We start from the raw sequence: 14,383 nt of genomic DNA on the forward strand, positions 1-14,383 counted from the left end.
GCCCGAATCGAGACTTTAGTAGCAAGGAAGGGCTATGCACCCCTTAAACGCGAGCATTGTGTGTCGTTTCGGTTGACTGCGGAGAAATCGCGGCCACAATGCAAGAAATGGCATTTTGGCTTTAAATATTGCTAACCATATTGGGGACAACGTCTCGTTGGGGAATTGTCCGAAACACGGCGCCTTCAAACCGTTCAAGGTTGTTTTATTTATTTCAGGGTATCCACTTCAATGCACGATGTTTTTCAATTTTTGACGGTGTGCAGCGAAGCAAAGTCACAGCACCGGCTCCTCTCCATTTTTCACGACCTCATCCGCAGTCTGGGCTACGAATATTACAGGGTCGTGCGCCGCGATTCAGAGGATCTGACGCTGACGGGTAATGTTTTGGCAGATCATCTGCCGGCGGGTTGGCGGGAGGTTTATCAGGAAAGGAAATACGGCAGTATCGATCCGGTCAAGCGGTCTTTCGGGCTCTTGAACCAGCCGTTCCGATGTCGTGATGTGGTCGGCCTTTTGCCGCAGGCAACGCAACGAAAACGGGCCGCCAAACTGTTCCAGGATGCCGCCCGGTTTGGTCTGCGAGAAGCCTATGCTTTTCCGGTTCATGGACGCAACGGCTTGCTTGGCGGCTCCTTCATCTTGGGTGAAGGGCGACTGTTTTCCCATTCAGAACTGTTCATCATCGACACGGCCATGCGTGTTGTATTCTGGCGCCTGCTGGAATTTGCGGGGCAATCCAACGACCTCCTCTCCATTCCCGATCCGTCTATCACGCAATTTACCCGTCGTGAGCTGGATGTGTTGATGCTGCTTGCGCAGGGAAAGACATCCCCCGAAATCGGTAAAATCCTGTCGATTTCCAGCCACACATCCGATTGGTACATAAACGGCATACAGCGCAAGCTCGAGGCTAAAAATCGCCAGCATGTGGTAGCGCTTGCACTTCGACACGGCATTATCTCGTAAATTTCTCTCGACACACGATCCGTACGAACAAAGATAAAAACGCCCTTTCCAACCGTGACAATTACTGCTTAATTTCGCGATGCAGCAAATACATTTGCTTGCGAGTTTGGGAGGCCGTCTTGAAAATATCGAAAATCCTTGTCGCCAATCGTTCAGAGATTGCGATCCGCGTATTCCGTGCTGCCAACGAACTGGGCATCAAAACGGTCGCTATCTGGGCAGAAGAGGACAAGCTTTCGCTGCATCGGTTTAAGGCGGATGAAAGTTACCAGGTCGGCCGTGGCCCACATCTGGCCAAGGACATGGGACCGATCGAAAGCTATCTGTCGATCGAGGAAGTCATCCGGGTAGCCAAGCTTTCGGGCGCTGACGCCATCCATCCCGGTTACGGCCTACTGTCCGAAAGCCCGGAGTTCGTTGAGGCCTGTAATGAGGCCGGTCTGATCTTCATCGGACCAACCGCAGATACGATGCGCCGTCTTGGCAACAAGGTTGCCGCGCGTAATCTGGCGATTTCCGTCGGTGTACCCGTTGTTCCGGCAACCGAACCTCTGCCGGATGACATGACAGAAGTGGAGCGGATGGCCGAGGAGATTGGTTACCCGGTCATGCTCAAAGCCTCCTGGGGCGGCGGTGGTCGCGGCATGCGTGCTATCAGAAAAAAGGAGGACCTTGCCCGCGAAGTGACCGAAGCCAAGCGTGAAGCGAAAGCGGCATTCGGCAAGGACGAAGTCTATCTGGAAAAACTTCTCGAGCGCGCGCGCCACGTCGAAAGCCAGATTCTGGGCGATACGCATGGCAATGTCGTGCATCTGTTTGAGCGTGACTGCTCCATCCAGCGCAGGAACCAGAAGGTGGTCGAGCGTGCACCAGCGCCTTATCTTTCAGACGAACGCCGTCAGGAACTGGCAAATTATTCGCTAAAGATCGCTGGTGCCACAAACTATGTCGGTGCCGGTACGGTCGAATACCTGATGGATGCAGACACAGGCAAGTTCTACTTCATCGAGGTCAATCCACGCATCCAGGTCGAGCACACGGTGACCGAAGTCGTCACCGGCATCGATATCGTCAAGGCGCAGATCCACATTCTTGAAGGCGAAACCATCGGCACACCCGAGTCAGGTGTGCCGGCGCAAAAGGACATCCGTCTCAACGGTCATGCGCTTCAGTGCCGGATCACGACGGAAGACCCGGAACACAATTTCATTCCTGACTACGGTCGCATCACCGCTTACCGTTCGGCGTCGGGTTTCGGCATTCGTCTGGACGGTGGCACGTCCTATTCGGGCGCGATTATCACCCGTTATTACGATCCGTTGCTGGTCAAGGTCACCGCCTGGGCTCCGCAGCCGAACGAAGCCATCGCGCGTATGCATCGTGCGCTGCGCGAATTCCGTATTCGCGGCGTGGCGACCAACCTCACCTTTCTAGAAGCCATTATCAGCCATCCGAGCTTTGTCGGAAACACCTACACGACGCGCTTCATTGATTCGACGCCTGAACTGTTCGAGCAGGTTAAGCGGCAGGACCGCGCGACGAAGCTTTTGACATATCTGGCAGATGTGACCGTCAACGGGCATCCCGAAACGAAAGGCCGCGTTAAACCGGCCATCAATGCACCCGTACCGATTGTTCCCTATATCGACAAACCGACACCTGATGGCACAAAGCAGCGTCTCGACACTCTGGGCCCCAAGGGTTTTGCCGAGTGGATGCGCAATGAAAAGCGTGTTCTGGTAACGGATACGACCATGCGGGATGGTCACCAGTCGCTGCTGGCGACCCGCATGCGTACCCACGATATTGCCCGCATTTCCAGCGTCTATGCCAAAGCGTTGCCGCAGCTCCTATCGCTGGAATGCTGGGGTGGCGCGACCTTCGATGTGTCCATGCGCTTTCTGACCGAAGACCCATGGGAGCGGCTGAACCTTATCAGAGAAGGCGCGCCGAACCTGTTGTTGCAGATGCTTCTGCGCGGGGCAAACGGTGTCGGCTACAAGAACTACCCCGACAATGTCGTCAAATATTTCGTTCGCCAAGCGGCAAAGGGCGGCGTCGATCTGTTCCGCGTCTTCGACTGCCTGAACTGGGTCGAGAACATGCGCGTGTCGATGGATGCGATTGCCGAGGAGAACAAGCTCTGTGAAGCGACCATCTGCTACACAGGCGATCTCCTCAATTCCGCCCGTCCGAAATACGACCTCAAATATTATACAGGTCTCGCCGCCGAACTGGAAAAGGCAGGCGCCCACATCATTGCCGTGAAGGACATGGCCGGGTTGTTGAAACCGGCCGCCGCAACGGTCCTGTTCAAGGCTCTACGCGAGGCGACCAGTCTGCCGATCCACTTCCATACGCATGATACGTCCGGCATCTCTGCCGCGACGGTTCTGGCGGCAGTCGATGCGGGCGTCGACGCCGTGGATGCGGCTATGGATGCGCTGTCCGGCAATACCTCGCAGCCTTGCCTCGGCTCCATCGTCGAAGCTCTCAAGGGCACAGAGCGCGATACGGGCCTCGATACCGAGTGGATCCGCCGCATCTCCTTCTATTGGGAAGCGGTACGTGGCCAATATGCGGCCTTCGAAAGCGATCTCAAGGGACCGGCATCTGAGGTTTATTTGCATGAAATGCCGGGTGGGCAGTTCACCAATCTCAAGGAACAGGCCCGTTCGCTGGGTCTCGAGAGCCGCTGGCACGAGGTCGCGCAGACCTATGCCGACGTCAACCAGATGTTCGGTGATATCGTCAAGGTCACGCCGTCCTCAAAGGTTGTTGGCGACATGGCGCTGATGATGGTCTCTCAGGACCTCACGGTTGCTGATGTCGAGAACCCCGACAAGGAGGTTTCCTTCCCTGATTCGGTCGTTTCCATGTTGAAGGGCGATCTCGGCCAGTCACCCGGTGGTTGGCCACAGGCATTGCAGAAAAAGGCCTTGAAGGGAGATCAACCCTATACGGTTCGTCCCGGTTCGCTTCTGGAAGATGCCGATCTCGACGCAGAGCGCAAGGAGATCGAAACCAAGCTGGAGCGCTCCGTCGATGATTTCGAGTTTGCCTCTTATCTGATGTATCCAAAGGTCTTCACCGACTTTGCATTGGCCTCGGAGACCTACGGCCCGGTCTCGGTTCTGCCGACGCATGCGTATTTCTACGGCATGGAGGATGGTGAGGAGCTGTTTGCTGATATCGAGCGTGGCAAGACGCTCGTCATCGTCAATCAGGCGTCATCCGGCACCGACGACAAGGGCATGGTCACGGTCTTCTTCGAGATCAACGGCCAGCCGCGGCGCATCAAGGTGCCGAACCGCGCGCAAGGTGCATCCAGTGCAGCCGCACGTCGCAAGGCCGAACCCGGAAATACCGCTCATGTCGGTGCGCCGATGCCGGGCGTCATTTCCCGCGTCTTCATCAATCAAGGGCAGGATGTGAAAGCAGGCGATGTGCTCGTTTCTATCGAAGCCATGAAGATGGAAACCGCACTTCATGCCGAGCGCGACGGCAAGGTTGCCGAAGTTCTCGTCAAGCCAGGCGATCAGATCGACGCGAAGGATTTGTTGATCGCTTACGGCGAATAGATCTGTCCTCTGAAACTAAAAAGCCCCGGATCACTCCGGGGCTTCGTCTATTCTGGTGTTTGAAACGAGCGATCAATAATTGTCGTCTTCGTCGTCATCCTTGCGGGTAGACTTAAGCGAGCTGAGCTTGGCAAAGACGGCGTTGGCGTCGATTTCTTTTTCTTTCTCTTCTTCACGCTCATATTTGTAGCCGAGACCTTCAGTTGCTGCGGCTGGCTGCAAGGTAGCGTCGAGCTCCGCAGCTGTTGGCAACGGACGGCCGCGCGATGCGCGCTCGACTTCGAGGTCGAGGTCGATCTGACTGCAGAGACCGAGCGTAACCGGGTCCATCGGCGTCAGGTTAGCCGAATTCCAATGGCTGCGATCACGAATCTGTTCGATGGTTGACTTGGTCGTACCGACGAGGCGCGAAATCTGCGCATCTTTCAATTCGGCGTGATTGCGTACCAGCCACAGGATGGCGTTTGGGCGATCCTGGCGCTTGGAAACTGGCGTATAACGCGGTCCACGACGCTTGGATTCCGGCACACGAACCTTTGGCTCTGAAAGCTTGATCTTGTGATTAGGATTGGCGACCGCACGCTCGATTTCATCGCGGGATAACTGCCCGGTCGAAATCGGGTCTAGCCCCTTGATGCCCTGCGCAGCTTCGCCATCGGCGATAGCCTTGACCTCCAGGGGATGCAGTTTGCAGAACGTGGCGATCTGCTCGAACGACAATGCGGTATTATCCACCAGCCAGACGGCCGTCGCTTTGGGCATGAGCAATGTTTGAGCCATAGATACAGTCCTTCTGTCCGTCCGCTCCGGGGGCGCGGGACGTGGATGTTAAACCACTAATTTCCGGGATATGACCGGTCTATAGCCGGATTGCATCAGAATTGCAATTCTTTGCGAGACAAATGACCTTTGTCTAATTGCCTGAGGTCACCGAACTGCTATGAATCTGGCACATGACTGGAGAACAGGAGTCTCCGGTGATCGCAAGACGAGACGCGGCCTGAGGAGGAAATCATGTCTGCCAAAATCTATCCTGTTCTGCAATCTGCGAAGACGAGCACGCTGATCGACAACGCCCGTTACCTGAAATGGTACGAGGAGAGCGTTGATGACCCTGACAGGTTCTGGGGCAAGCACGGCAAGCGGATCGACTGGTTCAAGCCGTATACGAAGGTGAAGAACACGTCGTTTACGGGCAAGGTGCCGATCAAGTGGTTCGAGGACGGGCTGACGAATGTCTCGTATAATTGCATCGACCGTCACCTGAAGACCCATGGCGAGCGCACCGCGATCATCTGGGAAGGCGACAATCCCTATATCGACAAGAAGATCACCTACAACCAGCTTTACGATGCGGTGTGTCGTCTGGCCAATGTGATGAAGAAGCACGGCGTCAGGAAGGGCGACCGCGTCACCATCTACATGCCGATGGTGCCGGAGGCGACCTATGCGATGCTCGCCTGCGCCCGCATCGGTGCTGTCCATTCCGTCGTCTTCGGTGGTTTCTCGCCGGATGCGCTGGCTGGCCGCATCGTCGATTGTCAGTCCACCTTCGTCATCACCTGCGACGAGGGCGTGCGCGGTGGCAAGCCGATCCCGCTCAAGGACAATACAGACAAGGCGGTCGACATCGCGGCCAGGCAGAATGTTAAGGTCGACAAGGTGCTGGTCGTGCGCCGCACCGGCGGCAAGACCAGCTGGTCACCCGAGCGCGACCTCTGGTACCATCAGGAAGTCGCCAGCGTCAAAGCCCATTGCGAACCGGCAAAGATGAAGGCGGAAGACCCGCTGTTCATCCTCTACACATCAGGCTCCACCGGCAAGCCCAAGGGCGTGCTGCACACGACAGGCGGCTATCTGGTCTATGTGTCGATGACGCATGAATACGTATTCGATTATCACGACGGCGATATCTACTGGTGCACCGCCGATGTCGGCTGGGTGACGGGCCATTCCTATATCGTCTACGGGCCGCTTTCCAATTGCGCGACGACCGTGATGTTCGAGGGCGTGCCGAACTTTCCCGATCAGGGCCGCTTCTGGGAAGTTATCGACAAGCATCAGGTCAACATCTTCTACACGGCACCCACGGCGCTTCGCTCGCTGATGGGGGCGGGCGACGAGTTCGTCAAACGCTCCTCGCGCTCCTCCTTGAGGCTTCTCGGCACGGTCGGAGAGCCGATCAACCCGGAAGCCTGGGAGTGGTATTACCATATCGTCGGCGAGGATAAGAGCCCGATCGTCGACACCTGGTGGCAGACGGAAACCGGCGGTATTCTGATCACGCCGCTGCCGGGTGCGACGGACCTGAAACCCGGCTCGGCCACACGGCCTTTCTTTGGCGTTCAGCCGCAACTGGTCGATGCCGAAGGCAAGGTTCTGGAAGGGGCCGCCAATGGTAACCTGTGCATCGCCGATAGCTGGCCGGGACAGTCCCGCTCGGTCTACGGCGATCACCAGCGCTTCATCGAGACCTACTTCTCGACCTACAAGGGCAAATACTTCACCGGCGATGGCTGCCGCCGCGACGAGGACGGCTATTACTGGATTACCGGTCGTGTCGATGACGTGCTGAACGTCTCCGGCCACCGCTTAGGCACGGCGGAGGTGGAATCGGCGCTCGTGTCCCACGCTAAGGTCTCGGAAGCCGCGGTCGTCGGCTATCCGCACACCATCAAGGGACAGGGCATCTACTGCTACGTCACGCTGATGGCGGGCCAGACCGGCGACGATGCGCTGCGCGCCGAACTCGTCAAGCATGTCCGCAACGAAATCGGCCCTGTCGCCACGCCTGACAAGATCCAGTTCTCGCCGGGCCTGCCCAAAACCCGCTCGGGCAAGATCATGCGCCGCATCCTGCGCAAGATCGCAGAGGACGACTTCGGAGCGCTCGGCGACACATCCACACTCGCAGACCCAGCCGTCGTCGATGACCTCATCGAAAACAGGCAGAATAAGGTGGAGGCAGCGTAAGGATATTTGCCTTTACGGAAAAGCACCCGGCCACCTCACAGTCGCCGGGTGTTTTCTGGAGAAGGTCAGCGCAGTGAGATCAGAGAAGCCCGCGCTTTGCCAGATTGCGCATGAGCGCCACCGTACCGAATGTCCATGGTGGGCAATCCGATGTGCTGGCAACCCAGTTGATAAGTTTGCCGAGCTTTGGCGATGAGATTTCCACCCGGTCACCTTTGGCATGGGTGAAGCCAAGCCCCGGCCCATGGCGGTCCTTGACCGGCGCAAACATCGTTCCGAGAAAAAACACCGCACCATCCGGATACTGATGATCGCGATTGAGAAGCTGAGATACGAGATTTTCGGGTGACCGGCTGATCGCTTTCATGGCGCTGACGCCGGTCATGGTGAAATCATCTTTGCCCTCGACGGCAAGCGAAATCTCCGAGGTCTTGACGTCCTCAAGGGTGAAGCTCTCATCGAACAGACGGATAAATGGACCGATCGCGCAGGAGGCGTTGTTGTCCTTGGCCTTGCTCAAAAGCAGCGCCGACCGCCCCTCGAAATCACGCAGATTGACATCGTTGCCAAGGGCGGCACCGACGATGCGGCCATCCGATGTTATAGCCAACACCACTTCCGGTTCGGGGTTGTTCCACTGCGATTTGGGATGAACGCCGATCAGTGCGCCACAACCGACAGACGACATCGGCTGCGCCTTGGAAAATATCTCGGCATCGGGGCCAATGCCGACTTCGAGATATTGCGACCAGAGACCCGTATCCTGTAGCAGCGACTTGACCTCGGCGGCCTTGTCGGAGCCCGCCTCCAGGCCTTTCAGATTGTCACCCAGAACAGGTGCGAGTTTCTGGCGGATGTCCTGAGCTCGCAGAGGGTCGCCCTTCGCCTGCTCTTCGATGACACGTTCCAGCATACTATCCGCAAAGGTCACGCCAGCGGCTTTCACGGCCTGTAGATCGTTGGGAGCGAGCAATTCACCGGCAGAGCCATCCAGAAAGGCCTCAAGCGTGCCAAGAGCTGGAAACTCCTGCAACGAAGACAGTGAAGCCAACAGATCCGATCTCTCGAGCAGTTCCGAAACAGTGGGCGCCAGCCTCGACAAATCGTAGAGCACACCGGCCTTGTATAGAACGGGGCAAGGGCCCTCTTCGGATTTCGACCAGACGCGGCCTATCAGCACCGCACGTGCATGATCCTCCGGCAAAATCAGGGTCGGATCGACAATCTCTCTACCAGCCACACTCTTTCTCCCGTTACCAATTGATACGGCCATCGTACCGACTTGCCAGAATGTATGACAACCACAATTTTTTTCGGCATACCCGCCAACGTCCGCTTTTGCGGCAAAGCCCACCGCGAGTCGATGCCGATGGACATTATTTGACGATGCTGTCATATGCTTGCCTTCGTCAAGAGATCATATGACATAAGATTATCGCGAGAATAGCGGCCGTGAATTCTGGTGCGTCGCCCATCGAGCGGTGACTGAAATGTCGTTCATAAATAGCGAAGTGGCGCAGATATCGGCCACTTCAGCGTGAAAGGAAGCATGTTCATGAGCATCCATCAAAACCTTATCGGCGGAGAGTGGATCGGAGCCGAGACTTCGAAAAACATCAATCCGTCCGACACGAATGAGGTCGTCGGCCTTTACGCGCAGGCAAGCGCCGAAGATGCCAAGCAAGCCATTGCTGCGGCCAAGGCGGCATTTCCGGCATGGTCACGCTCCGGCATTCTGGAACGCCATGCGATTCTGAAAAAGACCGCAGACGAAATTCTCGCCCGCAAGGAAGAACTCGGCGCGCTTTTGGCACGTGAAGAGGGCAAGGTTCTGGCCGAAGGGATTGGCGAGACCATCCGTGCCGCCCAGATTTTCGACTTCTTCGCGGGTGAAGCATTGCGTCTCGCGGGCGAAATCATTCCATCCGCGCGCCCAAACATCGGCGTTGAAGTGACCCGGGAGCCGCTCGGCGTCATCGGTATCATCACACCGTGGAATTTCCCGATTGCCATTCCGGCCTGGAAAATCGCACCGGCGCTTTGCTACGGCAACACGATCGTCTTCAAGCCTGCCGATCTCGTGCCCGGTTGCGCCTGGGCCATCGTCGACATCCTGCACCGCGCAGGGTTGCCGAAGGGTGTGTTGAACCTGGTCATGGGCCGTGGCTCCGTCGTTGGTCAGGCCATGCTCGACAGCCCGCATCTAGCCGGCATCACCTTTACCGGCTCAACCGGCACCGGTCAGCGCGTTGCTGCGTCCTCGCTCCCATTCAACCGTAAATTTCAGTTGGAAATGGGTGGCAAGAACCCCTTCGTGGTTCTGGATGATGCCGATCTGGACGTTGCCGTCGAAGCGGCCGCCAATTCCGGCTTCTACTCAACCGGACAGCGCTGCACGGCGTCCTCGCGCCTCATCGTCACAGAGGGCATCCACGACAAGTTCGTGGCAGCTTTGACAGAGCGCCTGACGAAAATCAATGTCGGCAATGCGATGGACAAAAGCACCCATGTCGGCCCCGTCGTGGATGAAAAGCAGTTGAAGCAGGACACCGATTACATCGAGATCGGCAAACAGGAAGGCGCGAAGCTGGCCTTCGGTGGCGACGTCCTGAAGCGTGACACGCCCGGCTTCTTCCTTCAGCCTGCCTTGTTTACCGAAGCGACCAACAGCATGCGCATTTCGCAGGAAGAAATCTTCGGACCCGTCGTCGCCGTCATCCGCGTCAAGAATTACGACGAGGCGCTGGCCGCTGCAAACGACACGCCGTTCGGCCTATCATCTGGCATCGCCACCACCAGCTTGAAGCATGCGACGCATTTCAAGCGGAATGCGGAAGCGGGCATGGTCATGGTCAATCTGCCGACGGCGGGCGTGGATTTCCACGTGCCGTTCGGCGGCCGCAAAGCGTCTTCCTTCGGTCCGCGCGAACAGGGTCGCTACGCAAGCGAGTTTTTCACCACAGTAAAAACCGCCTACACGCTGGCTTAAGACGCTTTACAGAAAAACGATCCCCGGCACAGTCCGGGGATTTTGCCTCTTTCTTGATGATAATTTCTGACTATGCTCACCTTGCAAAAGCGTCAGTAAGCAGGAATGGCATGACAGATATTTCGATGATCGAGGCCGCCCGTCAGCGTATCGGCTCGCAGGCAATCCGCACACCTTTGCTCTCGTCTCCCTTTCTGGACGATATCGCCGGTCGAAAAGTCTTCGTAAAAGCCGAATGCCTGCAACGGACAGGATCGTTCAAATTTCGGGGTGGCTGGTCTGCTGTTTCAGGCATAGCGCCAGAGATACGCCAACGCGGCGTCATTGCCTTTTCGTCCGGCAACCATGCGCAGGGTGTGGCGCTTGCGGCCGCCTTGCACGGCGTCCCCTCAATCATCGTCATGCCGCACGACGCACCGAAAATCAAAATCGAAAACACGAAGGCATTCGGCGCTGAGGTAGTGTTATACGATCGTGCCAACGAAGACCGCGACGCAATCGGCGCAACGCTTGCACAAGAGCGCAACCTCACACTCATCAAGCCATATGACGAGCCATTGGTGATCGCAGGTCAGGCAACAGTCGGCCTGGAAATCGCCGAACAAGGCGGCGAATACGGGATCGATGAAGCCGACATTCTCGTACCCTGCGGTGGCGGTGGGCTGACCTCCGGCATTGCGCTGGCTTTGGAGGCGAGGGCACCTCGATACACCGTCAGACCCTGTGAGCCTGAAAATTTCGATGACGTTGCACGCTCACTGGCATCTGGCAGAATTGAACGCAATGAGGCCCTAACCGGCTCCATCTGCGATGCGATCGTCACACCTCAACCCGGCAACATCACTTTTCCAATCATGAAGAACTGCTGCGGCAAGGGCATTGCCGTGACCGACGATGAGGCCCTGCGGGCCATGGTGCTGGCCTTTTTGCGACTGAAGCTCGTCATCGAACCCGGCGGCGCTGTGGCTTTGGCCGCCGCCTTTTTCCACGGTGCGGAACTGGAGACCGACACGGTGATTGCTGTTGCATCCGGCGGCAATGTCGACCCCGCCATCATGGCGTCAGCTCTGTCGCGTTTCTCGTGATCAACGAAGACGCAAGAACACCTCTTCGGCGATGGAGAGCGATGCCGTCAGGCCTGGACTTTCGATGCCAAACAGGTTGACGAGACCCTTGATGCCGTGAACCTCCGGCCCATCGATACGGAAATCCACCGCAGGATCGTCCGGTCCTGAGATTTTCGGTCTGATACCGCTATAGGAGGGCGACAACGCGTCATCCGGCAATCCCGGCCAATAGCGCCTGATCGCTTCATCGAACCCGGTCGCGCGTTGCGGATCGACGGCGTAATCGATCACATCGATCCATTCGATGTCAGGGCCGAACCGCGCCTGCCCTCCCAGATCGAGCGTCAGATGAACACCCAGACCATGGGCATGTGGCGCGGGATAGATCAGATGCGAAAAAGGTGATTTGCCGGAAAGCGAAAAATAAGAACCCTTGGCAAAACGCGCCACCGGAATGAGCGCTTCTGAAAGCCCCCCTATTTGCCGTGCTACCTGTGGGGCGAAGAGGCCCGCCGAATTGATAAGGGTCCGGCAGGCCAGTTGCATCGGCTCTTCGCCACCCACGAAGACCTTAAAGCCCTCGCTCGTCTGCTCGGCGCGGAGGAACGGCGCGCGATATGCGACCGAAGTGCCGGCGTCTTCCGCGTCACCAAGGAGGGCCAGCATGTAGCCATGGCTGTCGATGATACCGGTGGAGGGCGATAGCAGAGCCGCTTCGCAGGAAAGCGCGGGCTCGATGTTGCGTGCCTCCTCGCTGCCGATCAATCTGAGATCGTCGCAGCCATTGACACTTCCACGATGATGCAGGTCCTCGAGAGTGGCAATTTCCGTTCTATCGCTTGCCACGATCAACTTGCCGCAGCGGCGATACGCAACCCCGTGGCTTTCGCAGAAAGCATAGAGCTTAGGCCTGCCCTCGACGCAAAGCCGCGCCTTCAGGCTGCCTTTCGGATAGTAGAGACCGGCATGGATGACCTCGCTGTTGCGCGACGAGGTGTGCGTGCCGAAGGCGTCTTCCTTTTCCAGCACGATGACCGACATGCCAGCCTGCGCCAGATGCCGTGCTGTCGAGAGGCCGATGGCCCCCGCTCCGATGATGATGACGTCGATATCAGTCAAAGCGCCCAAACGTTAATTTAGTGTTGAACCGGAAGTGACGTTGCGCGTTGCTATCAACAGAACGGGTAGATCGATGCGTGTTGGGAGGCAAGTCGCGATCTGTATTTTCTCCGATGAGACCCACTTATAGAATTTTATCTCTACAGAAAGACTAGGGAATAGAGATATTCTCTGTGTCATAGACCACAAGGCCGGATGATCCGGTCAACGTCAACGAGGGAGGATGCGATGTCTTATTCCAAGTCTGGAAAAATCAAAGATTTTACGCCATCGTCTGCGCAGCCAATCGGCTGGCAAGCCACACTCCACACCGCGATTGTCGGGTTGTGCTTTGCCTTTGTCGTCGCCGTAATCTTCGGTCTTGTACCCTGACCCCTCCCGACAGGACTAAAAAAAAGGCTTCCAAGCGGAAGCCTTTTTCTTTTGCGCCTACCCGGCCTTGAGATAATCCTCGGCAAGTTCCACCCAGAAGGCCGTGCCGATCGGCAATATGTCGTCGTTGAAATCGTATTTCGGATGATGCAGCGGCGGATCGTTCTCAGTCCGCTTGGATCCGAGAAAGAAATAGGCGCCGGGTCGCTCCTCCAGCATGTAGGCGAAATCCTCCGCTCCCATGGTCGGACGCGGCATCTCCACGACTTTGTCCGATCCTGCAAAGCGCGTCGCGAGATCCGCGATATAATCGGCTTCGCGTTTGTGGTTGACGGTCGGATTGTATCCACGCTGATAATCAAGCGTGACGCTCATTTCGTAGCTGGCAGCCTGCCCCTCGGCGATCAGTCGGATGCGCTTTTCGAGCTCGTCGCGCGCCTGCGGATCAAACGAGCGGATGGTCAGCAACATCTCTGCTTTTTCTGGAATGACGTTACTGGCAATTCCGGCATAAAATGCACCCACCGTCACCACTGTCGGCGTAATCGGGTGGATGTTGCGCGACACGATGGTCTGCAATGCCATGATAATGCTGGCACCGGCGACGATGGGGTCGAGAGCGCTTTGCGGCTCCGCGCCGTGGCCACCATAGCCGTTGACGGTTATCTTACACTCATCGACCGCCGCCATGATCGGCCCATCGCGCAGCACGAAATGCCCGAACGGCAGGCTAGGATCATTGTGGAGCGCAAACACGGCATCGCAGGGAAAGCGCTCGAACAGCGCCATCTTCGATCATGATGCGAGCGCCACCAAAATTTTCTTCCGCAGGCTGGAAAATCAGATGCAGCGTACCAACGAAATTGCGCCGCTCGGCGATAATCTTCGCGGCACCCAGCAACATGGCGGTATGCCCATCGTGGCCGCAGGCATGCATGACACCGGGATTTTGGCTGGCGTACTCCGCGCCAGTTTCTTCATTAATGGGCAGCGCGTCGATATCGGCACGAATGCCCAGAGAACGTTGGCTGTCACCATTTTTCAACGTCGCGACAATGCCCGTTCCGGCCAGACCACGGGTCACCTCATACCCCATCTCGTCCAGTTTCAACGCCACGAAATCCGACGTCTTGAACTCTGACAGCCCGATTTCTGGGGTGCGGTGAAGGTGATGACGGATCGCCACCACCTCGGGCATGTGGTTGGCAAAAGAGGTATCGGGCTTGGTGTGCATCGTCATATTTCATGTCCGGTCGCATCGTTTGGTATCGATATCTGCATAGCAGCATACGCTCACGGTCGAAAGGCCAGAC

9 protein-coding genes and 1 pseudogene are annotated in these 14,383 nt (G+C 57.1%); 6 read left to right on the forward strand and 4 right to left on the reverse strand.

The window, feature by feature from the left end; genetic code table 11:
* Positions 1 to 231 precede the first annotated feature (231 nt).
* A complete protein-coding gene (locus RMR21_RS13585) occupies positions 232 to 969 on the forward strand; it encodes a helix-turn-helix transcriptional regulator (RefSeq protein ID WP_498668506.1) in 738 nt (245 codons plus the stop codon).
* A gap of 119 nt (positions 970 to 1,088) precedes the next feature.
* Complete coding sequence (gene pyc, locus RMR21_RS13590) at positions 1,089 to 4,550, forward strand: pyruvate carboxylase (RefSeq protein ID WP_498668507.1); 3,462 nt, start codon at positions 1,089 to 1,091, stop codon at positions 4,548 to 4,550.
* 72 nt (positions 4,551 to 4,622) lie between these two features.
* Here the strand turns inward: pyc and RMR21_RS13595 are convergent, their stop codons facing one another.
* Positions 4,623 to 5,330, reverse strand: a complete 708-nt coding sequence (locus RMR21_RS13595; RefSeq protein WP_498668508.1) for a DUF1013 domain-containing protein — start codon at positions 5,328 to 5,330, stop codon at positions 4,623 to 4,625.
* A gap of 234 nt (positions 5,331 to 5,564) precedes the next feature.
* Here RMR21_RS13595 and acs point away from each other — a divergent pair, with 234 nt between their 5' ends.
* Complete coding sequence (gene acs / locus RMR21_RS13600) at positions 5,565 to 7,523, forward strand: acetate--CoA ligase (protein ID WP_498668509.1); 1,959 nt, start codon at positions 5,565 to 5,567, stop codon at positions 7,521 to 7,523.
* A gap of 79 nt (positions 7,524 to 7,602) precedes the next feature.
* On the opposite strand, the gene RMR21_RS13605 is transcribed toward acs, so the two are convergent.
* Positions 7,603 to 8,796, reverse strand: coding sequence for a fumarylacetoacetate hydrolase family protein (locus RMR21_RS13605; RefSeq protein ID WP_498668510.1), 1,194 nt, complete (start codon positions 8,794 to 8,796; stop codon positions 7,603 to 7,605).
* A gap of 282 nt (positions 8,797 to 9,078) precedes the next feature.
* Here RMR21_RS13605 and RMR21_RS13610 point away from each other — a divergent pair, with 282 nt between their 5' ends.
* Positions 9,079 to 10,512: an aldehyde dehydrogenase family protein gene (locus RMR21_RS13610; RefSeq protein ID WP_498668511.1), complete on the forward strand. Its 1,434-nt coding sequence runs from the start codon at positions 9,079 to 9,081 to the stop codon at positions 10,510 to 10,512.
* A gap of 110 nt (positions 10,513 to 10,622) precedes the next feature.
* Complete coding sequence (locus RMR21_RS13615) at positions 10,623 to 11,597, forward strand: threonine ammonia-lyase (RefSeq protein WP_498668512.1); 975 nt, start codon at positions 10,623 to 10,625, stop codon at positions 11,595 to 11,597.
* Here the strand turns inward: RMR21_RS13615 and RMR21_RS13620 are convergent, their stop codons facing one another.
* On the reverse strand, positions 11,598 to 12,698 hold the full coding sequence (locus RMR21_RS13620) for an NAD(P)/FAD-dependent oxidoreductase (RefSeq protein ID WP_498668513.1): 1,101 nt from the start codon (positions 12,696 to 12,698) through the stop codon (positions 11,598 to 11,600).
* 228 nt (positions 12,699 to 12,926) lie between these two features.
* Between RMR21_RS13620 and RMR21_RS13625 the strand changes: the two genes are divergently transcribed.
* On the forward strand, positions 12,927 to 13,070 hold the full coding sequence (locus tag RMR21_RS13625; protein WP_498668514.1) for a hypothetical protein: 144 nt from the start codon (positions 12,927 to 12,929) through the stop codon (positions 13,068 to 13,070).
* 57 nt (positions 13,071 to 13,127) lie between these two features.
* On the opposite strand, the pseudogene RMR21_RS13630 reads toward RMR21_RS13625, so the two are convergent.
* Positions 13,128 to 14,268: pseudogene (locus RMR21_RS13630) on the reverse strand (M20 aminoacylase family protein).
* Positions 14,269 to 14,383 lie beyond the last annotated feature (115 nt).

The sequence above is a fragment of the Agrobacterium sp. rho-8.1 genome (assembly GCF_033957725.1).
Taxonomy (GTDB): domain Bacteria; phylum Pseudomonadota; class Alphaproteobacteria; order Rhizobiales; family Rhizobiaceae; genus Agrobacterium.

Excerpts from the sequence above, each read along its gene's own strand:
- RMR21_RS13605 (WP_498668510.1), bottom strand. The coding sequence starts at position 8,796 with ATGGCCGTATCAATTGGTAACGGGAGAAAGAGTGTGGCTGGTAGAGAG.
- RMR21_RS13615 (WP_498668512.1), top strand. The coding sequence starts at position 10,623 with ATGACAGATATTTCGATGATCGAGGCCGCCCGTCAGCGTATCGGCTCG.
- RMR21_RS13595 (WP_498668508.1), bottom strand. The coding sequence starts at position 5,330 with ATGGCTCAAACATTGCTCATGCCCAAAGCGACGGCCGTCTGGCTGGTG.
- RMR21_RS13625 (WP_498668514.1), top strand. The coding sequence starts at position 12,927 with ATGTCTTATTCCAAGTCTGGAAAAATCAAAGATTTTACGCCATCGTCT.
- acs (WP_498668509.1), top strand. The coding sequence starts at position 5,565 with ATGTCTGCCAAAATCTATCCTGTTCTGCAATCTGCGAAGACGAGCACG.
- RMR21_RS13610 (WP_498668511.1), top strand. The coding sequence starts at position 9,079 with ATGAGCATCCATCAAAACCTTATCGGCGGAGAGTGGATCGGAGCCGAG.
- RMR21_RS13585 (WP_498668506.1), top strand. The coding sequence starts at position 232 with ATGCACGATGTTTTTCAATTTTTGACGGTGTGCAGCGAAGCAAAGTCA.